Here is a 21,950-nt window from a genome sequence, read left to right as displayed (position 1 = left end):
GGCTCCGTAATGGAGCCTTTTTTGTATCTCTATTTTGCACCTATCGGTGTGTGCTAAACAGACTTGAAATAGGATTCAGAAGTGCGATTAACTCATCATGATAGCGATGACAGCACCGGTCACTACTAAGCAGCCACCAATGCGACGTAAATGGTTATCAGGTTGTTCACTCAACTGAGCCACCATGTTACGCCAGCCATTTGGGGCGACCAACGGCCCAATACCTTCAACAATCAATACTAGCCCTATCGCTAGCCAAATAGACTCAGACATCATGATTCCTAGTTGAGTTATGAAAAGTAAATATTATCAGTGATGTAGTGATTTCGAAATGAACAAGGTTGGCGAGTTTGCATTCTAGTATCAACTCTGTGAACAAAAAATGACTGCAAGAAGAGTGATTCGGTGCTAGAATCCATTTTTAACTAGCAATCAGACTTGGAAAGATGGGAAATAACGTAGTCGTTCTAGGCACCCAATGGGGTGACGAAGGTAAAGGTAAAATTGTAGACCTTTTAACTGAAGATGCAAAATACGTGGTACGCTACCAAGGCGGTCACAATGCAGGTCACACACTTGTAATTGACGGTGAAAAAACCGTTCTTCACTTAATTCCATCAGGTATCCTTCGCGATAACGTAAAATGTGTTATCGGTAATGGCGTTGTACTATCGCCTGAAGCACTTCTGAAAGAAATGAAGCCTCTTGAAGAGCGCGGTATCCCAGTACGTGAGCGTCTTTTCGTTTCTGAAGCTTGTCCTCTAATTCTTCCGTACCATATCGCTATCGACAACGCGCGTGAAATCGCTCGTGGCGCGAAAGCTATCGGTACAACGGGTCGTGGTATCGGTCCAGCTTACGAAGATAAAGTAGCTCGTCGCGGTCTACGCGTTGGTGACCTTTTCGATAAAGAAATGTTCGCTGAGAAACTGAAAGAAGTAATGGAATTCCATAACTTCCAACTAGAGCACTTCTACAAAGCTGACACAGTAAGCTACGATGAAGTTCTTGAGCAGTGCATGGGTTACGCAGATCTACTAACTTCAATGGTTATGGACGTAACTGACGAACTAGACGCAGCACGTAAGCGCGGCGACAAGATCATGTTCGAAGGTGCTCAAGGTACGCTACTAGATATCGACCACGGTACTTACCCGTACGTAACTTCTTCTAACACGACTGCTGGTGGTGTTGCTGCAGGTTCTGGTTTTGGTCCTCGTCACATCGGTTACATCCTTGGTATCACTAAGGCGTACTGTACTCGTGTTGGTTCAGGTCCATTCCCTACAGAACTATACGACGGTCTAGATAAGCAAGACCCAGTTGGTAAACACCTAGGTGATGTTGGCCACGAGTTTGGTGCAACGACTGGTCGTCTACGTCGTACAGGTTGGTTTGATGCAGTAGCAATGCGTCGTGCAATCCAAATCAACTCTCTAACAGGTATGTGTCTAACTAAACTAGACGTTCTTGATGGTCTTAAAGAGATCAAGATCTGTACTGGTTACAAGATGAAAGATGGCGCTATCCTAGAAGTTTCTCCAATGGCTGCTGAGTCATTCGAAGAAGCAACGCCAATCTACGAAACAATGCCTGGTTGGTCTGAGACAACATTTGGTGCTAAATCAATCGATGCGCTTCCACAAGCTGCTCTTGATTACATCAAACGTATCGAAGAACTAACAGGTGTTCCAGTAGACATCATTTCTACAGGTCCTGACCGTAACGAAACAATCATCAAGGTTCACCCATACGGTGCTTAATTCCTGATTGTTCAGACAGTTGTAAAAGCCAGCGTTTATCGCTGGCTTTTTTGTATCTGTGAGTTAGGTTCATTGCTGAAAAATGCGACTCACCGTGGCAAATATTTGCCGTTAAGCTTAAGTAGGAGGCAAAAATTGCCTAAAGCTTAACTGACCTTTGCCGATAAGGTTATCAAGCAGAGGAGATCCTTGGCTGATCTTTGGTTTCTTAGATACCTTAAAGAGTACATTTATGAAGTTACGAACAGTGGCTGCTTCACTGTTATTGATGCTGAGTGCGACATCGGCTAAGGCAAATGTTGCCGATGTAGGGCGCCTGTCCCCATCTACACCGAAGCAGAGCTTATAAAGCTTATTGAGCAGAATAAGCACCTAGAGCGCGTGCGCGCTGATAACTGCCAGTTGGTAGAAGATATCGTGGCACGTGCGACGCGCATTAACTTGCCGTCTTATGAATTCCTTTATGGCGATATGTTGGCGTGGGGCGTGTGTGTAGAACAAGACGTAGAACTCGGTCTTTACTACATGGAAAACGCAGCCCACCAAGGTTTGCCAGCTGCACTAGAGCAGCTAGGTCGCTATTACTCTCGCGGTACTTTAGTCCAACAAGATAAAGAACGTGCAATCCCATACCTGCGAGAAGCGGCGGCAATGGGCAATCTAAATGCGCGTATTCATCTTGCTGAGCTACTGTTGCGTGATTATGGCAGTCCGCTCGACTACGAAGATGCTTACCGTTGGCTGTACAACTCGGTGACTGCCGACCAAAGAAAACACAAGCGTATTGCGATGCTGAGAAGTGGTCTTGAGCAACGTATGCCGCAAAACATTATTGCGCGTGCTAAGCGCCGCGACACCTTCTGGTAGATGTACTCTTAAAATACCAGTAACTTCATAAAGCTCTGCCAATACATACAACAAAGCCCACATCATGTGGGCTTTGTTGTTTTTCCCGAAGCGTAATCGTGAGTGATTAAACGACTTTGTGTGGGCCGAAGCACTCGTAGTGGAATTGGTCTTGCGCTACACCAAGCTCAAGCAACTGCTTCGCGACGTGCTGCATAAAGCCAACAGGGCCACAGAAGTAGACTTGCACGTTGTCTTGCTTAAGAGCGGCTTCAATTTCCTTCAGGTTTACAAAACCACTGAAGTGGAAATCTTCACCCATCTTGTCATCTGCTGTTGGTTGGTTGTACCACACTAGCGAGTTCATGTTTTCTTTTGCATTCACAAGCTGGTTTACGTGCTGTTTGAATGCGTGCTGTTGACCGTTTTCTGCTGCATGCACCCAGGTTACTGACGCTTGGTGCTCAGAAAGGCTCTCAAGCATTGATAGAGTCGGAGTTAGACCAACGCCCGCTGACACCAAAACAACTGGTGTAGAAGCATCTACGTCCATAAAGAAGTCACCTGCCGGTGCTGCGAGCTGCACTTTGTCGCCGATGTTCAGATCATCGTGCAGGAAGTTAGACACTTTGCCGCCTTGTTCGCGTTTTACCGAGATACGGTAACTGTTCTCTTGAACTGCAGAGGATAGGCTGTATTGGCGAATCTCTTGGTTTTCAAACTTATCGCTGTTGATGTAGATACCTAGGTATTGCCCCGGTTTGTACTCAGAAACCATTTCACCATCGGTTGGTTTGAAAACAAAGCTACAGATGTTTTCACTTTCAAGCTGCTTGCCCACCAACTCAAATTCGCGCAGCCCACGCCAGCCACCTTGAAGTGCGGCATTCTCTTGGTAGATTTGCTCTTCACGTTGAATGAACACGTTCGCAAGCACGCCATAAGCTTCTGCCCATGCATCAATCACTTCCTGACCCGGAGATAACAATTCGTCGATCGTCGCCAGTAGATGTGTGCCAACGATTTGGTACTGATCTTTAGTGATCATAAAACTGGTGTGCTTGTGGGCGATCTTCTCTACTGCACCAAGCAGTGCTGGCAGGTTATCGATGTTGGCAGCATAAGCACAGATTGCATTAAATAGAGCTTCACGTTGGTCACCATTACGCTGGTTACTCATGTTGAAAATGTCTTTCAACTCAGGGTTATGGGTGAACATGCGATCGTAAAAATGAGCAGTTAACTTCGGGCCAGTTTCAGCAAGAAGTGGGGCGGTTGCTTTCACGATATCAATGGTTTGGTTGCTGAGCATAATGGATTCCTATTTAAAGTTGCATTTGTAATGCATGTTTAAAGTTGTATCTCAAATGTATCTTTTGATCAAGAAAAGAATTACAATTTTGCTATTAGAGAGGATAGCAATATGCAGTTAACCAGCTTTACCGACTACGCGCTCAGAACCTTAATCTACTTGGCATCATTGCCAAAAGATGAGCTAACAAATATTACCGAAGTGACTGATTTATTTGGTGTATCACGTAACCATATGGTGAAAGTGATCAACCGTCTTGGACAGCTTGGTTATGTACATACAGTGCGCGGTAAAAACGGTGGCATTCGTTTAATGAAAGCACCGCAAGAAATCACAGTCGGTGGTGTGGTGCGTGATTTAGAGCCATTAGATTTGGTGAATTGCTCTGTTGAATTTTGCCATATCACGCCGGCATGTCGTCTAAAAGAAAAGTTAGCGAAAGCGAAATTGGCCTTTCTTGCAGAACTGGATGACTGCACGATTGAAGAGCTACTGAGCGATAATTCAGAACTGCTGATCTTACTTGCTCGTCCTTAGCCTTCTTAACGCTTTATAAATCTTCTTACTGACACTCTTTTTTAAAGCAATTTCTGTAGCTTATCGAGAGACTCGGATATACTAGCTCTATACCTTCCTTGCTAGATAGGCGTGCCTATGTCAGACAACATTCCAAACGATCCTTTCGCAGATCGTGAATCCAAAAATTACGAAAATCCAATCCCAAGCCGAGAGTTCATTCTTGAGTTTCTAGAAGAAGCAGGCGTACCGATGAATCGCAATGATTTGTTCGAAGCGCTGAAACTTAAAGGTGAAGAGCAGTACGAAGGTTTGCGTCGTCGACTGCGCGCAATGGAGCGTGATGGCCAACTCGTGTTTACGCGCCGTCAGTGCTACGCGTTACCAGAAAAACTCGAGATGGTGAAAGGTTACGTAATTGGCCACAAAGATGGCCATGGTTGGGTTCGTCCTGAAGGCAGTGTCGGCAAGGATAATGACATTGTACTGCCGCATCACCAGATGAAGCACATCATCCACGGTGACTACGTGCTGGTGCAACCAACTGACAACAGCAAGCGTGGTCGTCGTGAAGGTCGTCTTGTACGTGTTTTAGAAGAACGTAATACGCAGATTGTGGGTCGTTTCTTCCTTGAATACGGCTACTCATACGTTGTGCCTGATGACTCTCGTATTAGCCAAGATATTTTGATCCCAAATGAGCACAAAGCGGGTGCTCGTATGGGTAACGTGGTCGTGATTGAGATTACTGATCGCGGCTCTCGCTCACGAGGCATGATGGGTAAAGTGGTTGAAGTCCTTGGCGAAAACATGGCGCCGGGCATGGAAACGCAAATTGCAATTCGTACCCACCAAATTCCACACGATTGGCCAGAAGCGGTTGATAAGCAAATTGAAAACCTGGGCGAAGAAGTTCCAGAAGAAGCGAAAGTAGGTCGTGTCGACCTGCGTGACTTACCGTTGGTGACCATCGATGGTGAAGACGCGCGTGACTTCGATGACGCCGTTTACTGTGAGAAGAAAAAGAGTGGCGGTTGGCGCTTATGGGTTGCGATTGCTGACGTAAGTTACTACGTACGTACAGACTCTGCGCTGGATAAAGAAGCCATCAACCGTGGTAACTCGGTGTACTTCCCATCGCAAGTGGTGCCAATGCTACCTGAAGTGCTATCAAACGGTTTGTGTTCACTTAACCCACAGGTAGATCGCTTGTGTATGGTGTGTGAGATGACCATCTCTGACACTGGTAAACTATCGGGCTACAAGCACTACGAAGCCGTGATGAACTCGCACGCTCGTCTGACTTACAACAAAGTGGGCGCGATTCTAGAAGGGGATGAAGAACTACGTATGCGTTATCACGCTGTCGTTCCTCACCTTGAAGAGCTGCACGCGATGTACAAAGTACTTAAAGAAGCGCGTGATAACCGTGGTGCGATCGAATTCGAAACCGTTGAAGCTAAGTTTATCTTCAACGCGGATCGTAAGATTGAAAGCATCGAGCCAGTGATTCGTAACGACGCACACAAGATCATCGAAGAATGTATGATCCTCGCGAACATCGCTTCAGCGTCTTACGTTGAGAAAGCAAAAGAGCCAGCGTTGTACCGTGTGCACGAATCTCCGGGTGAACTGCGTCTGCAGGGTTTCCGTGACTTCCTCAGTGAGCTAGGTCTGGATCTGAAAGGTGGTCTAGAGCCATCACCAACCGACTATGCCGATTTGGTAAAACAAATCGCAGAACGTCAGGACAAAGAACTGATTCAAACCATGTTACTGCGCTCAATGAAGCAAGCGGTCTACAACGCAGACAATGCTGGCCACTTTGGTCTAGCGCTGAAACGTTACGCGCACTTCACTTCGCCAATTCGTCGCTACCCAGACTTGCTGCTTCACCGCGCAATCAAATATCTGATTGCTAAAGAAGAAGGCCGTAACCAAGATCGTTGGACACCAACTGGTGGTTACCACTATTCGTTTGACGACATGGACTTCTATGGTGAGCAATGTTCGATGACAGAGCGCCGTGCAGACGACGCAACTCGTGAAGTGGCTGATTGGTTGAAGTGTGAATACATGCAAGACCATGTTGGCGACGAGTTGGATGGTGTTATTGCCAACGTGACCAGCTTTGGTTTCTTTGTTCGTCTGACGGAACTGCACATCGATGGTTTGGTGCACATTTCGACGTTAGCGAACGACTACTACCAATTTGATCCGATTGGTCAAAGACTTATCGGTGAAAGCTTCGGTAACATCTATCGCCTAGGCGATGCGGTGAAAGTGAAAGTGCTTGCGGTTAACTTAAATGACAAGCAAATTGACTTTGAATTAATCGAAACAAGCCGTAAGCTACGCGGCAAAGGTAAGACTGCGAAGAAACGCGCAGCGGATGCCAAACGCAAAGCGAAAGAGAAAAAACGTGCGGCAACAAAAGGCGGCACTCGTGCAACACCTGCGATTGAACCAACCAAGCGACCAGAGCCTGCAGTAGCAGAAAAGCCTCGCCCAAATGGAGCAAAACGCAGTGACACTGAAGGCGCTAAAAAGCCGAAAGTGAAAAAAGCACGCAAGAAAAAGCCACACAGTAAGCCGAAGAAGACTAAGCGTAGTAAGAGTGACGCAGAGTAGGCTGAATCGCCAATCTAGTCTGGATTTAAACGGGTAGATTGGTGCAGGCAATACGACCAGAACAACAGGTTAAACAATGAGTAACGAATTTATCTACGGCATTCACGCAGTGAAGGCGGTGTTGGAACGCGAACCAGAGCGTTTTATCGAAGCGTATGTTTTAAAGGGTCGTCAAGACGATCGCCTAATGCCAATCCTGAACGATCTTCAGGTGTGTGGTGTTTCGATTCAACAAATGACACGTAAAACGCTGGACGACAAAGCGAACGGTGCTAACCACCAAGGCATCATTGCTCGTGTTAAAGCGGCGAAACAGCTTAATGAAAATGACATTGATGGCATCCTAGCGCAGCACGAATCACCGCTACTATTGGTATTGGATGGCGTGACGGATCCGCATAACCTAGGTGCTTGCCTACGTAATGCAGACGCAGCTGGCGCAGCGGCGATCATCGTACCGAAAGATCGTTCTGCACCGATGAACGCAACCGTAAGCAAAGTCGCTTGTGGCGCGGCTGAAGTCGTGCCATTGATCCGAGTGACTAACTTGGCTCGTACTATGCGTACACTGCAAGAGCAAGGCATTTGGTTTGTGGGCACGGCGGGTGAAGCAACGCACGACATCTACCAAGCAAAACTGACGGGACCTCTTGCGATCGTAATGGGTGCAGAAGGTGACGGCATGCGTCGTCTGACTCGCGAAACCTGTGACGATTTGATTAAGATCCCAATGGCTGGCAGCGTTTCTAGTTTGAACGTATCTGTGGCATCAGGTATTTGTTTGTTTGAAGCGGTTCGTCAGCGTATTGCTGCAAAGTAATTGATAAACCATTATTTTAATAAATAAGACTAATAAACAAACAGTTACTGCAAAGTCAGACATAATGATAAAAACAAAGGATGGGGTGCCATCCTTTGTCGTTTTCACCGATTTATAAATAAAAATCTTCAGGGAAGTTATGACTCAACAAGATATTAAATTCATCGCCTTCGATCTTGATGGTACGTTGCTTGATAGCGTGCCAGATCTCGCGGTTGCGGCGGACCAAGCAGTGCAAGCGCTTGGCTTTCCATCGGTTTCAGAAGAGCAAGTCCGTGATTATGTGGGCAACGGCGCAGACGTGTTGATCGGTCGTGCATTGAGCCAGAGCTTAACCATCAACCCAGATCTGAATGCAGAGCTTCGTGCTAAAGCACGTGTACTGTTTGATGACTACTATGATCAAAGCGGTCACAAACTAAGCCACCTTTACCCAACGGTAAAAGAGACACTGGAAGAGTTACACAAAGCCGGCTTTGTTATGGCATTGGTAACCAACAAGCCTTCGAAGTTTGTGCCTGATGTTTTAGAAAAGCACGACATCGCAAAATACTTTGTTGATGTGCTAGGTGGCGATGCGTTCCCAGAGAAAAAACCAAACCCAATCGCACTGAACTGGTTGATGGAAAAGCACCAAATCCAACCAAGTGAAATGCTGATGGTCGGTGACTCGAAGAACGACATTCTTGCAGCGAAGAACGCAGGTTGCGCCTCATTTGGTCTGACTTATGGTTACAACCATGGCGAGCCAATCTCAGCGTCAAATCCAGATTTCGTCGCTGACAGTTTGGCAGAATTATTGGACGTTGTAGCGGTTTCTGCATAACGGCTACAAAAGAGCTTCCAAAATACTCGTTAATGAGTACACTGAGTAAACCGTGCGCCTATCGCTGCACGGTTTTTTCATTTAATTAGATTAAGAAGTCAAAGGAATCATTCTAATGAGCAAACCCATTGTATTGAGTGGTGTTCAACCTTCAGGTGAACTAAGTATCGGTAACTACTTGGGTGCTCTACGTCAATGGCAGCAGATGCAAGACGATTATGATTGCCAATACTGTGTGGTAGACCTTCACGCGATTACGGTTCGTCAGGACCCTAAAGCGCTGCATGAAGCGACTCTAGACGCACTGGCGATCTGTCTGGCAGTTGGTGTTGACCCGAAGAAGAGCACGCTATTTGTTCAGTCACACGTACCAGAGCATGCTCAACTTGGTTGGCTTCTTAACTGTTACACCCAAATGGGTGAACTGGGTCGTATGACGCAGTTTAAAGACAAATCTGCGCGTTACTCAAACGACAGCTCAAGCCAGTTTGGTGATGTAAACGTTGGCCTGTTTGACTACCCAGTACTGATGGCGGCAGACATCCTGCTTTACGGCGCACACCAAGTGCCGGTAGGTAGCGACCAGAAGCAACACCTAGAGCTAGCGCGTGATATTGCTAACCGCTTCAACAACATCTACTCACCAGAGCAGCCAATCTTCCAAGTGCCAGAGCCTTACATTCCGACGGTAAACGCGCGTGTAATGAGCCTTCAAGACGCAACCAAGAAGATGTCTAAATCTGATGACAACCGTAAGAACGTTATCACGCTGTTGGAAGAGCCTAAGTCGATCATTAAGAAGATCAACAAAGCGCAAACCGACACAGAAACGCCACCGCGTATCGCTCACGATTGGGACAACAAGGCAGGTATCTCTAACCTAATGGGTCTGTACTCTGCGGCAACAGGCATGAGCTTTGAAGAGATTGAAGCGAAATACCAAGGCGTTGAAATGTACGGTCCATTCAAGAAAGACGTTGGTGAAGCGTTGGTGACTATGCTTGAGCCAATTCAGGCTGAATACCATCGCATTCGCGCTGACCGTACTTACATGAACGAAGTGATGAAGCAAGGCGCTGAGAAAGCATCAGCACGTGCGGCTGAAACGTTGAAGAAAGCGTACGAAGCAGTAGGTTTTGTTGCTCGCCCATAGGTAAAATTCGAATACAAAAAAGCTCCACCATTGGTGGAGCTTTTTTTTATGCCTATGTTACTGGAATGGCGTGTCTTCCATGCAACGTTCCATATCGTAATACTCCACGCGTCCTCTTGGGCCTAGGAAAGCAGACTTGACGACAAAGCCACGATCAACAAAGTAACTTAATTCGATACAAGATATCTCGTAGCTGGATTCCTTAATACTTGCGGGTAGCCAATAGTAGCCAGGGCCAGGTAAGCGGGCGGTATAGGTGATTAAGCCATTATCACTTACTTCAAACATTTTGAACTCACTGAGTTCTTGCTTAGCCACTTCGACCAGATGCTCAGAGGTACTTGGTTCGATGGGTTCACTCGAGGTCAATTGACACCCCGCCATTAACATTGAAGCCGAAAGGGCTAGCGCAATCTGCTGAAATCGTTTCATTTTCTTATCCTGATAGTCGTTATTGGAGACCTTGTTCTCTGTCTCTTGCGGGTTTATAACGAGTGGTTATGGATTTAGCTAGTATTGTGTGGTGAAAATGATGTTTGATTTATAAAAATTTGAACTTAACAGGCTTAAATAACCAGAAAGCTTATTTTGATTCACACGGTAAAAAGGAAGGAAATAATAATTTCCTTTATTCTAAATTAGTATTGCTGAATATTTAAATTGCGTTGCTAGAATTGAATGAATTCAGACTAAATACTCATACATTCACGTAACATATTGAGTGTTATAAAACCGAGTAATAAGTCTAATTATTGATATTTATATCCTTAGTTGCTGTATTTGTTACAAAAGCTGTTTAAAGGGGCAGCCCTGGCATAATTTTGCGTATTCACGTGTGATATATTTCACGGCTTTTGCTGGTGTTTCTTATTTATTTCATAAATAAACCTGATAGTAGGCACAAATGGTGGGCTCTGCTCAGGGCTTAGTTTGCATTTAAATAAATATCAGGTACGACAATGGATACGTTAATCAAACCCTCTTTACTTGCACTGACGATTGCCAGCGCGCTTAGTGCCAACGCTAACGCAGAAATTATCATCTCTCAGTATTTAGAAGGTGGTTCATACAACAAAGCAGTAGAGATCGCGAACACAGGCGATGCAGCGGTAACGCTAACTGGTTACGAGCTGGCGAAATCATCAAACGGTGGCGGTACTTGGGGTAGCACACTCGATCTTAGCCAAGTGACGCTACAAGCTAACCAAGTGTATGTACTGGCGCATGGTGACGCGAGCGATGCCATCAAAGCTGTCGCGGATATCACAGATAAAAGCGTTGCGAACTTTAACGGTGATGATCCGATCGCACTGCTTAAAGATGGTGAAGTGCACGACATCATCGGTGTGATGGGTGACGTAGACTTTGGTAAAGACACCACATTGGTTCGTAACAGTGATGCACTAACCCCTTCTGCCACTTATGATGCATCTCAATGGACAGCATTTGAGAAAGACAACATTGACGGTCTTGGTGAGCTAAATGCGACTGAGCCACCAGCACCATTCGCTTGTGAAGTCGACGGTCAGCAACCTAACTTCACTACCATCCAAGATATTCAAGGTGAAGGTGATACATCTCCGTTCATTGATGGTTACCCATACATTACCGACGAAGATCATTTCGTAACGGGTGTCGTGACTGCTGTTACCACTGGCCTAACCAAAGGTTTCTACCTACAAGCACTAGAAAGTGACAACAACGACAAGACCTCAGAAGGCTTGTTCATTCATACCGACGCGGCAGACACGGAACTAAAAGCTGGTGACGTTGTTTGTGTGAAAGGTAAAGTTCAAGAGTACTACAGCAATACTCAGCTAGCTTCTGATGCTAACAGCTATGTGAAAACAGGCACATCGGATATTCCTCGAGTTACCGATCTTGTTATCAAAGAAGGTGAGACATTACGTGATGCTCTAGAGCGTCATGAAGGCATGCAAGTTGAACTAACCTCGGCAAGTGATTTGTTTGTAACTCGTAATTTCTCTTACGACTACGACTCTCGTCGTAACAACATGATGTTGTCTCATGAAGCGCCATTGTTTAAGCCGACTCAATTGCACGCAGCAGAGAGCGATGCAGCCGTTGAGCTAGCAAAAGACAACGCAGCGAACCGCGTATACCTAGAATCTGATGGCAAAGCACCAAACGGCCAAATCCCTTACTACCCAGATTTTGCAAAAGATGCAGACCAAGATGGCTCTTCTGAGCAGCACATTCGTCTTGGTTCGCGAGTAGAGGGGCTACAAGGCGTGGTGGCATACAGCTACAACGAGTACCGCCTGATTGCGACCAATGAAGTCGATAACACCAACTTCGTGACTTCAGGTGAAGACTTCGACGTGGCTCGTAAAGATGCTCCAGCGATTGCGGATTCAGATTTGCGCATCGCCAGCTTCAACGTACTGAACTATTTCAACTCTGTGGCTGACAGTGGCCATGAAAACCCAACTGGACAAAACCGTGGTGCGACTAACCTAGACGAGTTCCTGATCCAACAAGCAAAAATCGTTGCAGCGATGAACAAGATGGACGCTGACATCATTGGTTTGATGGAAGTCGAGAACAACGGCTTTGGTGACAGCAGTGCAGTGAAGAACTTGGTTGACGCATTGAATGCTGAAATCGAAGATGCAGAAGATCATTACACTTACGTTGAAATCGCGGATCAAGACAAATACCAAGATGAGTACTTTGGTAGTGATGCGATCATGGTGGCGATCCTATACCGTGCAAACGAAGTGACGCCAAAAGAATCAGCGAAAGTGATTGTGACGCCAGAGCAGCACATCGAAGAAAACACCATTACACGTGGCGACGATGCAGAAGGCAACCCAGCTTACGACAAATACCAACGTCATAGCTTGCTACAAACCTTCACGGTGAAAGAGACAGGTAAAGATCTATCTGTTGTTGTTAACCACTTCAAATCGAAAGGTTCTGAATGTATTGAAGAGTGGATCGCAGGCGTAGAAGACTCTGAGCCAGCGGATCTGCAAGGTAACTGTAACAACTTCCGTGTTTCTGCTGCTAACGTTGTGGGTGACGCTCTGAAAGGCATTGAAGGTGACGTGCTAGTGATGGGTGACCTAAACGCCTACGGCATGGAAGATCCTCTGCTTACACTGACTGATTACTCGAAAGAGAAATACGGTCGTGACATTTACACTGCAGCTTACACAACTATTGGTGGTGGTGAGCTTCAAGTAGAGAAGACCAAAATTGAAAAAGGTTACGGTTACCATAACCTGAACACGGTACTTCACGGCGCAGACACTTTCTCATACACCTACTCTGGTGAGCTAGGTAACCTAGACCACGCATTGGCGAGCAACAGCTTGGCACAAAAAGTGGTGGCGATTGAAGATTGGCACATCAACTCACTAGAAAGTAACTTGTTCGAATACAGCAGCAAGTACACCGGTGATATGCCGAAGTACAAAGATGCGTTCTCGGCGTCTGACCACGATCCAGTGATCATCGCGATTGATTTCCCAGATACAGATATCGACCTTCCAAGCTCAGGTGAAAACCTAGCAGTGGAAGTACGCCTGCCGCCAAACGCAGTTGTCGGTGACATCGTGACAGTAAGCCTAACGGAAGCAACTCAAGCAGCGTCGTCAACCTCTGATGCTGATGGTTACGAAGCGAGTACAACTCTGACACAAGCGGACATTGATGCTCGTAGCGTGAGTGTGGAGTTCGACAAAGCACCAACAGAAGGTCAGTACGTTCTAGAAGAGAAAGTGACAGACTCTACGGGTAATACGGTTAAGTTCAGCGATTCTCGCGATGTTACGCTAGAGCCGTCGAGCACGAACCCATCAGACGATGATGATGGTGGTTCATTTGGCTTTGGCGCGCTAATTGCGCTGTTAGGTCTAGGCTTATTCCGCCGTCGCCGCTAAACGAATTTATTTCCTGACAAACAGTTCCTAAATAGCTGTAAAGACCAAAGGCCAGCCTATGCTGGCCTTTTTATTCAGCAAAAACTTGCCTTTCTTGCTTGGTATAGCAAAATACCGCCCTTGATTGTCACGAACGTGGCGATTCACTACGTAAGCATTGCCAAAACGGATTGGAGCAACCGACCTTTTATGTTGTTGATCATCGATAACTACGACTCTTTTACCTACAACCTTTACCAATACTTCTGCGAGCTTGGTGCAGACGTAAAGGTGGTGCGTAACGATGAAATCGATATCCAAGGCATTGAGGCGCTCAACCCAACTCATTTGGTGATCTCTCCAGGGCCATGTACTCCTAACGAAGCGGGTATCTCTCTACAAGCCATTGAGCACTTTGCCGGTAAGTTACCTATCTTGGGCGTTTGCCTTGGTCATCAGGCGATTGCACAGGTGTTTGGAGGGGAAGTAGTACGTGCTCGACAAGTGATGCACGGCAAGACATCACCAATTCGTCACAACGGTCGCAGTGTGTTTAAAAACCTTAATAACCCATTGACGGTAACCCGCTACCACTCTCTAGTGGTGAAAAACGGCACGTTACCTGATGTGTTTGAATTGACCGCTTGGACAGAGCTGACTGACGGAACCATGGATGAAATCATGGGCTACCAGCATAAAACCCTGCCAATTGACGCGGTACAGTTTCATCCTGAGTCAATTAAGACAGAACAAGGCCACGAACTACTCGCAAACTTTCTCGCGCGTAAAACGATCTGATCGCGATCACCTTTCTTAACAAATTCTTCATATTTTCCATCTAAGAAGGCGAATGCAAAACTATGCGTTCTGCCAATTAGGTGAGGTCTATTCATTTTTCTCATTTCTTTCTAGCCATTGTCATACATGGTTTTTATAAAAAATTGCTTCTCTATTTGCGTTTCTTGATGCATAAATAATCATAGATAGTGAGTATGAGGTGTTGCGCTTGGATGCGAAAAGAATAAATCACTATTGAAATGGTTAATCAAATGTAAATACAATGCCGTATTAGCTTAAATGCAAAACATTATTTGCTGGCAAAGAGTGCCGGTTAAATTCGCTTATCTGCTAGGCATGCGGTATCAATAAGGAATGTGCAATGACAACGGAAAACAAAGTAGAGCGCGGTTTATTCGATGAGGTAATGGTACCTTGCTATAACCCGATGGAAATGATCCCTGTAAAAGGTGAAGGTTCACGCATTTGGGATCAGAACGGAAATGAATACATCGACTTTGCTGGTGGTATTGCGGTGAGCTGTCTTGGTCATTGTCACCCAGTTATGGTGAACGCATTGACTGAGCAGGGTAACAAGCTTTGGCACCTAAGTAATGTTATGACTAACGAGCCTGCACTGCGATTGGCGAAGAAGCTAACAGAAGTCAGCTTTGCTGAGCGCGTGTTCTTCGCTAACTCTGGCGCAGAAGCAAACGAAGCGGCACTAAAGCTAGCTCGTCGTTACGCAGCAGACGTTCATGGTACTGAGAAATCTGAAATCATCGCATTCAAACAAGGTTTCCATGGTCGTACTTTCTTCACGGTAACGGTAGGCGGTCAAGCGGCTTACTCAGACGGTTTCGGCCCTAAGCCAGGTGATGTGACACACCTTCCTTACAACAATATCGAAGCACTACAAGCACATATGTCTGATCGCACTTGTGCGGTAATGATGGAGCCTCTGCAAGGTGAGGGTGGCATCATTCCACCAACACCTGAATTCGCTCAAGCGGTTCGCGAGCTGTGTGACAAGCACAACGCACTGCTGATTTTCGATGAAGTGCAAACCGGTAACGGCCGTACGGGTCACTTCTACGCATACCAAGGTCTAGGCATCACGCCAGACATCCTAAGCACAGCGAAATCACTGGGTGGCGGTTTCCCTATCGGTGCCATGCTAACAACGGCAAAACTGGCTGAGCACATGAAAGTGGGCACGCACGGTTCAACTTACGGCGGTAACCCACTAGCGTGTGCGGTTGCAGAAGCGGTTGTTGATGAAGTGACAAAACCAGAAGTACTGGCTGGCGTACTAGAGCGTGAAGTGATGTTCCGTGAAGGTCTGGAGAAGATCAACGCGAAATACAACATCTTCTCTGAAGTGCGCGGTAAAGGTCTACTGCTTGGTGCAGCACTGAATGAAGAGTGGCAAGGTCGTGCGCGTGACGTACTGGTTGCTGCAGGTAAACAAGGTCTCATGGTATTGGTTGCGGGTGCCAATGTCGTACGTTTCACACCATCACTCGTTATCACACAACAAGAAATCGAAGAAGGTTTGGCGAAGCTAGATAAAGCGATCGCAACGCTGGTTTAAGCGCGATCTCCGCTTATAGTCAACCTAGAAACCCCCATCAAGGATCTCTGATGGGGGTATTGTTCCTACAATATAGTTAGGATCTTCTTGCATCTGGAGGGAGTATTGATGCTAGTAGTTCGCCCTATCGCAATGTCGGATTATGACGCGCTGCACACCTGTGCGGTTGAGTCAGGTCATGGATTTACATCTCTACCGGTTAACGAAGAACTGTTAACCAATCGAATCAAGCACTCAGAATACAGTTTTAGCAAACCTGACGTGAATGAAGCTGGTGATGAAGGCTACCTAATGGTGGGCTTTGAATCTGAAACTGGTGAAGTCGCAGGTACCACAGGTATTGAAGCTTCGATCGGCTGGGATGTGCCTTTTTATTCTTACCACATCAGCAAAGTGGTGCACTCGTCACCAAAGCTTGGTGTAAACAACGTGGTGAAGCTGCTGACGTTTGGTAATAACTACACGGGTAACAGTGAAATCTGTACCTTGTTCCTACGTGAGAAATTCCGTGGTGGCTTGAACGGGCGTCTGATGTCCAAGTGCCGTTTCTTAATGATGGCAGAGCACCCAGAACGTTTCTCGGAAACCATCTTTGCTGAAATGCGTGGTGTTTCAGACGAGAACGGTAATTCACCATTCTGGCAGTGGCTTCAAGAGCATTTCTTCTCTATCGATTTTACGCTTGCGGATTATCTAACAGGTATCGGCAAGAAAGGCTTTATCGCCGACTTGATGCCGAAGTTGCCAATCTACATCAACCTACTGAGCCCAGAAGCACAAGCCGTGATTGGCAAAGTGCACGACAACACGCGTCCAGCATTGAAGCTGCTTGAGCGTGAGGGTTTTACCAACCGTGGCTACGTTGACATTTTCGATGGTGGTCCAACGGTGGAGTGTGACCTACGCAATATCGAATCGGTACGCCACTCATTCCGCGCGCAAGTCAAAATCTCGGAGCACACCAGCACAAAAGACTTTTTGATGTGTAACTCGTCATTCGAGAATTTCCGTGCCGCCGCAGCGAAAGCGGCGTATGACGCGGAAACGCAAAGCGTAGTGCTAGCCCCTGAACTGGCGGATGCACTCTTGGTCGAGGAAGGGGATTTTGTTCGCCTTCTTCCGCAGTAACTGACGACAGAATTTAAGGATAGAAACAATGACACATTGGATTGCAGGTGAATGGGTACAAGGTCAGGGTGAAGCATTTACGTCTCTGTCGCCTTACAACCAAGAAGTGATCTGGCAAGGCAACGGCGCAACAGCAGAGCAGGTTAACCAAGCGGTATCTGCGGCGCGTGAAGCGTTTGTTGATTGGAAGAAGCGCCCATTTGCAGAGCGTGAGGCGATCGTGTTGGCTTTTGCTGAGAAAGTAAAAGAGAACAGCGAAAAAATCGCTGAAGTGATTGCCAAAGAAACCGGCAAGCCAATCTGGGAAACACGTACCGAAGCGGCAGCGATGGCAGGTAAAATTGCGATTTCTATTCGTGCTTACCACGACCGTACGGGCGAAGCGACACGTGAAGCCGCAGGAAACCAAATTGTATTGCGTCATCGTCCACTAGGCGTGATGGCGGTGTTTGGTCCTTATAATTTCCCTGGTCACTTACCAAATGGCCACATTGTGCCAGCGCTGCTAGCAGGTAATACCGTGGTTTTCAAACCGTCTGAGCAAACACCATGGACGGGTGAATTAGCCATGAAACTTTGGGAAGAGGTTGGTCTACCAAAAGGTGTGATTAACCTAGTCCAAGGTGCGAAAGAGACAGGCATTGCGCTGGCGGATGCGAAAGGCATTGATGGCGTGCTGTTCACAGGTAGTGCGAACACAGGTCATGTTCTGCATCGTCAATTTGCTGGTCAGCCGGGCAAGATGCTGGCGCTTGAAATGGGTGGCAACAACCCGATGGTTATCTCGGATAACTACGGCGACCTAGATGCGACGGTTTACACTATTATCCAATCTGCTTTCATCAGTGCAGGACAACGCTGTACCTGTGCTCGTCGTCTGTACATTCCATTTGGCGACAAGGGTGATGCAGTCATTACTAAGCTGGTGGAAGCGACACGCAATATTCGCGTAGACCAACCATTTGCAGAGCCTGCACCATTCATGGGACCGCAAATTTCGGTTGCGGCAGCCAAGTTCATTCTCGATGCACAAGCGAACTTGCAATCACTGGGTGGCGAAAGCTTGATTGAAGCGAAAGCGGGCGAGGCGGCGTTTGTTTCTCCGGGTATCATCGACGTGACGAACATTGTCGAATTGCCAGATGAAGAGTACTTCGGTCCACTTCTACAAGTAGTACGCTACGAAGGGCTAGAGAAAGCAGTAGAACTGGCGAACGATACGCGCTTTGGTCTATCGGCTGGTCTGGTTTCAACCGACGACCAAGAGTGGGAATACTTCGTGGACCACATTCGTGCCGGTATCGTGAACCGCAACCGCCAGTTAACGGGTGCAAGTGGTGATGCGCCATTTGGTGGTCCGGGTGCCTCAGGTAACCTACGCCCAAGTGCTTACTACGCAGCAGACTACTGTGCGTACCCAATGGCATCAATGGAAGGACAAGAGACGGTCTTGCCTGCAACATTGAGCCCAGGTGTAAGCCTGTAATTGAGAAATACGAAGTGGTGACAAAGTATCGCCGCTTCTCTCTGCCGGAGCTATTTACCAAGTTAGGATTCTGGTAAGCGCGCTGGCAAACGCCAAAGGCGAGCTTAAGACTCTCCAGCGCGTGTTGACTGACTGGCACTTATGCCGCACATACCGTCACAGGTTGATGACCGCTCGTTCGTGATTCTGGACAGCCCACGGGCTGTGAACGAGCGGTCAACTTCTTCTTACCCCTAACTCTACATTTCATAACAAGGAGTCGTTATGACGCCCGATGTGTTATTTGAATCGCTATGGCAAGACTACATTCAACGTCTGTGCCCTTCCGCTGCTAAAGTCCATCAACTTCTTCAAGAAGATGAGCCTCTGATTAATGACCATATTGCGCTACGTACGTTTAATGTCGCTCCCCTAGGCATTGAAACGCTGGCGAAGCCATTCCTAGCGGTGGGTTACAAAGCTTGTGGTGACTACGTATTTGAAAGCAAAAAGCTGGTGGCAAAACATTTTGAGCACCCAGATCCAAAACAACCAAAAGTCTTCATCAGTGAATTGAAAGTGGATGAGTGCTCACCAGAGCTACAAGCCATCGTTCATAAACTGGTAGAGCAGGTTGATGCTTCTAAACTGACAGGCAGTGACTTCTTGTACGGCGGACGTTTGTGGGACCTAAGCTATGCTGACTTCCAAACCTTGGCGAAAGAGAGTGAATACGCTTCTTGGCTTGCAGCGCATGGCTACGGAGCAAACCACTTCACAGTGAGTGTGAATCAACTCAATCAGCATGAAGAAGTGAAGCAAGTGAACGACCACCTGCGCACCGTAGGCTTTACCATCAACGAGAATGGCGGTGAAGTAAAAGGCACGCCAGAGGTGCTACTAGAGCAATCATCGACCATGGCAGACAAAGTGCCAGTGACCTTTACTGAAGGCGTTGAGGTGATTCCTGGAGGCTTCTACGAGTTTGCTAAGCGCTACCCAATGGATAACGGTGAGTTGTACCCAGGATTTGTAGCGGCATCGGCAGATAAGATCTTCGAAAGCACCAACGGGTAAAGAAGAGGCGAGAACGGGCTACGCCCTCTAGATGCGGAAACGCTTCGCTGCGGGAGGTTTTCACTCTCGGAATCTGAGAGGGCTTAATCCCGAAGGACGAAGTCCGCTCTCTAAGCGCAGTGTTCCCGATTCTCGGTTCTTTGTCTTTTCATTTCAAAGGACGAAGTCCGCTCCCGAAGCGCAGCGTTCCCAGTTCTCGATTCTTTGCTTTCCGTTCCCGATTTCCAAAAAAGAAAAAGCCACCAAACTTGCATTTGGTGGCTTTTAAATTTTTTAAACGTTAATCGAGATTAACGAGTCCCGTAAACAACGATAGTTTTACCGTGCGCAGAAATTAGGTTCTGCTCTTCTAGCATCTTCAAGATACGGCCTACTGTCTCACGAGAACAGCCAACAATTTGACCGATCTCTTGACGAGTGATCTTGATTTGCATGCCGTCTGGGTGCGTCATCGCATCTGGCTGTTTAGCAAGGTTCAGAAGAGTCTGAGCGATACGACCAGTTACGTCTAGGAACGCTAGGTCACCCACTTTTTGGCTAGTAACTTGTAGACGACGAGCCATTTGCGCAGAAAGGCGCATTAGGATGTCTGGGTTAACTTGGATAAGTTGACGGAATTTCTTGAAAGAAATCTCTGCCACTTCACAAGGAGATTTAGCGCGAACCCAAGCTGTACGCTCTTGGTCTTCTTCGAATAGACCAAGCTCACCAATGAAGTCGCCTTGGTTTAGGTAAGAAAGGATCATTTCCTTACCTTCTTCGTCTTTGATAAGAACCGCAACAGAACCTTTAACGATGTAGTACAAAGTCTCTGCTTTTTCGCCCGCGTGAATTAGCGTGCTCTTTGATGGGTACTTATGAATATGACAGTGTGAAAGAAACCACTCTAATGTTGGGTCGGTTTGAGGTTTACCTAGAACCATAATATCTCACTTCCTCTGCAGGGTACGCTTGCGCTATCCATATTTTAGCTAAGCCTGAATTGGCTTACTAGAATAAGAGCACTTTTTATATGCTGCAAGCTCTCTTGTGTTTCGGTTAGAAATAGTATCCTTTTTCGGAAACGATTTCTTGATTTTAATCGTGCCATGATTGAGATTTTGTAAGCAAAACTGTGCACATGATCACGGTATGAAAAGTAAACACTCAATTAACGAGGTTTTTAGCCAATTTTCCCAGTTTCGATGAGTTGCTGCAGAATCGGCCTTACTATGAGCTCCATTGCAAAGCTCATCTTACCGCCTGGAACCACAATGGTGTTATGGCGAGACATGAATGAGCCATCAATCATCGCCAGCAAATACGGGAAGTCGACATTCTTGATACCGCGTAGGCGGATCACCACGAAGCTTTCATCCAGACTAGGGATGCCTTTGGCGTTAAGTGGGTTAGAAGTATCAACGGTCGGTACACGCTGGAAGTTGATATGTGTGCGAGAAAATTGCGGGGTAATGTAGTTCAGATAATCGTCCATTGAGCGCACGATCGAATCCATTACCGCTTCTCTTGAGTGGCCACGATCGCGCGTGTCACGAACGAACTTTTGAATCCATTCCAAGTTGACGATTGGCACCATGCCAATCAGAAAATCAACGTGACGCGCCACATTGACATCGCCATCCACCACGCCACCGTGTAAACCTTCGTAGAACAGTACATCGCTGTTTTCAGGCAAGTCTTGCCAAGGTGTAAAGGTGCCCGGCATTTGGTTGTATGGAACGGCTTCATCAAAGGTGTGCAGATAGCGGCGCACGCTGCCGGTGCCATCTTCACCAAACTGACGAAAGAACTCTTCTAGGCCCGGAAAGTCATTGGCTTGTGGCCCAAAGTAGCTGATGTGTTTGCCTTGCTCACGCGCTTTACGGATTTCGACATCCATCTCTGGACGTGTAAAACGGTGGAAGCTGTCACCTTCAACCCACGCTGGTTTGACGTTCATCATATTGAACATCTTGCGGAAGGCTTCAGAAGTGGTGGTAGTACCGGCACCGGACGAACCAGTAACCGCAATGATTGGGTGTTTCGCTGACATGACAAACCTTGTCGAAAATTACTTACCTGTAAAGTGCAGCACGCGTATGCTGCACGGTCGATAACCCACTATAGCACGTAACAAGCCCTTGTCATCGAGTGGGATACGGTAAAATGTGAAGGG

17 protein-coding genes and 1 pseudogene are annotated in these 21,950 nt (G+C 46.9%); 13 read left to right on the top strand and 5 right to left on the bottom strand.

The features are described from left to right. Nucleotides 1-87: 87 nt before the first annotated feature. On the bottom strand, nt 88-273 hold the full coding sequence (locus KHO06_RS15400) for a DUF2065 domain-containing protein (RefSeq protein ID WP_212581844.1): 186 nt from the start codon (nt 271-273) through the stop codon (nt 88-90). Nucleotides 274-446: 173 nt separating this feature from the next. Between KHO06_RS15400 and KHO06_RS15395 the strand changes: the two genes are divergently transcribed. Beyond that, entirely contained in the window at nt 447-1,763 is a 1,317-nt protein-coding gene (locus KHO06_RS15395) for an adenylosuccinate synthase (RefSeq protein ID WP_005432780.1), read from the top strand. 232 nt (nt 1,764-1,995) lie between these two features. Beyond that, nucleotides 1,996-2,630: pseudogene (locus KHO06_RS15390) on the top strand (tetratricopeptide repeat protein). 106 nt (nt 2,631-2,736) lie between these two features. Here the strand turns inward: KHO06_RS15390 and hmpA are convergent. After that, entirely contained in the window at nt 2,737-3,921 is a 1,185-nt protein-coding gene (hmpA, locus tag KHO06_RS15385) for an NO-inducible flavohemoprotein (protein ID WP_212581843.1), read from the bottom strand. 111 nt (nt 3,922-4,032) lie between these two features. Here hmpA and nsrR point away from each other — a divergent pair, with 111 nt between their 5' ends. The 5 genes from nsrR (at nt 4,033) to trpS (ending at nt 9,867) form a co-directional block, all read left to right on the top strand. Beyond that, complete coding sequence (nsrR, locus tag KHO06_RS15380) at nt 4,033-4,458, top strand: nitric oxide-sensing transcriptional repressor NsrR (RefSeq protein ID WP_005432776.1); 426 nt, start codon at nt 4,033-4,035, stop codon at nt 4,456-4,458. A gap of 117 nt (nt 4,459-4,575) precedes the next feature. Continuing rightward, nucleotides 4,576-7,068, top strand: coding sequence for a ribonuclease R (gene rnr / locus KHO06_RS15375; protein ID WP_212581842.1), 2,493 nt, complete (start codon nt 4,576-4,578; stop codon nt 7,066-7,068). A 76-nt stretch (nt 7,069-7,144) separates the two neighbouring features. After that, on the top strand, nt 7,145-7,888 hold the full coding sequence (gene rlmB, locus KHO06_RS15370; RefSeq protein ID WP_005432756.1) for a 23S rRNA (guanosine(2251)-2'-O)-methyltransferase RlmB: 744 nt from the start codon (nt 7,145-7,147) through the stop codon (nt 7,886-7,888). A gap of 139 nt (nt 7,889-8,027) precedes the next feature. Then, nucleotides 8,028-8,714, top strand: a complete 687-nt coding sequence (locus KHO06_RS15365) for a phosphoglycolate phosphatase (protein WP_045370258.1) — start codon at nt 8,028-8,030, stop codon at nt 8,712-8,714. Nucleotides 8,715-8,829: 115 nt separating this feature from the next. After that, a complete protein-coding gene (gene trpS, locus KHO06_RS15360) occupies nt 8,830-9,867 on the top strand; it encodes a tryptophan--tRNA ligase (RefSeq protein WP_010648934.1) in 1,038 nt (345 codons plus the stop codon). 57 nt (nt 9,868-9,924) lie between these two features. Here trpS and KHO06_RS15355 read toward each other — a convergent pair whose 3' ends face one another. Continuing rightward, the gene (locus KHO06_RS15355; protein WP_005532179.1) at nt 9,925-10,299 is read right to left on the bottom strand and encodes a hypothetical protein; all 375 of its coding nucleotides are present in this window, start codon (nt 10,297-10,299) and stop codon (nt 9,925-9,927) included. Nucleotides 10,300-10,826: 527 nt separating this feature from the next. On the opposite strand from KHO06_RS15355, the gene KHO06_RS15350 reads away from it, so the two are divergent. The 6 genes from KHO06_RS15350 (at nt 10,827) to KHO06_RS15325 (ending at nt 19,795) form a co-directional block, all read left to right on the top strand. Further along, nucleotides 10,827-13,775, top strand: coding sequence for an ExeM/NucH family extracellular endonuclease (locus KHO06_RS15350; protein ID WP_212581841.1), 2,949 nt, complete (start codon nt 10,827-10,829; stop codon nt 13,773-13,775). Between the two features lie 189 nt (nt 13,776-13,964). Next, nucleotides 13,965-14,552 (top strand): aminodeoxychorismate/anthranilate synthase component II, encoded by a 588-nt coding sequence (locus KHO06_RS15345; RefSeq protein WP_005532182.1) that lies wholly within the window; start codon nt 13,965-13,967, stop codon nt 14,550-14,552. 361 nt (nt 14,553-14,913) lie between these two features. Next, the gene (locus tag KHO06_RS15340) at nt 14,914-16,125 is read left to right on the top strand and encodes an aspartate aminotransferase family protein (RefSeq protein WP_212581840.1); all 1,212 of its coding nucleotides are present in this window, start codon (nt 14,914-14,916) and stop codon (nt 16,123-16,125) included. Nucleotides 16,126-16,233: 108 nt separating this feature from the next. Next, nucleotides 16,234-17,253 carry an arginine N-succinyltransferase gene (gene astA / locus KHO06_RS15335; RefSeq protein ID WP_077262123.1) on the top strand — a complete coding sequence of 340 codons (1,020 nt, stop codon included), beginning with the start codon at nt 16,234-16,236 and terminating at the stop codon, nt 17,251-17,253. A 28-nt stretch (nt 17,254-17,281) separates the two neighbouring features. Further along, nucleotides 17,282-18,739 (top strand): succinylglutamate-semialdehyde dehydrogenase, encoded by a 1,458-nt coding sequence (astD, locus tag KHO06_RS15330; RefSeq protein ID WP_212581839.1) that lies wholly within the window; start codon nt 17,282-17,284, stop codon nt 18,737-18,739. Between the two features lie 264 nt (nt 18,740-19,003). Further along, nucleotides 19,004-19,795, top strand: a complete 792-nt coding sequence (locus tag KHO06_RS15325; RefSeq protein WP_038892627.1) for a DUF1338 domain-containing protein — start codon at nt 19,004-19,006, stop codon at nt 19,793-19,795. 290 nt (nt 19,796-20,085) lie between these two features. Here KHO06_RS15325 and crp read toward each other — a convergent pair whose 3' ends face one another. Both crp and KHO06_RS15315 read right to left on the bottom strand, forming a co-directional pair. Further along, a complete protein-coding gene (gene crp / locus KHO06_RS15320) occupies nt 20,086-20,718 on the bottom strand; it encodes a cAMP-activated global transcriptional regulator CRP (RefSeq protein ID WP_005381432.1) in 633 nt (210 codons plus the stop codon). A 239-nt stretch (nt 20,719-20,957) separates the two neighbouring features. Next, nucleotides 20,958-21,827, bottom strand: coding sequence for a phosphoribulokinase (locus KHO06_RS15315; protein ID WP_005432770.1), 870 nt, complete (start codon nt 21,825-21,827; stop codon nt 20,958-20,960). Nucleotides 21,828-21,950: the final 123 nt, after the last annotated feature.

Origin of the sequence: Vibrio sp. B1FIG11, assembly GCF_905175335.1 — a bacterium.
In the GTDB taxonomy this organism is placed as follows: domain Bacteria; phylum Pseudomonadota; class Gammaproteobacteria; order Enterobacterales; family Vibrionaceae; genus Vibrio; species Vibrio campbellii.
This window is presented reverse-complemented; position numbering and strand designations above follow the sequence as displayed.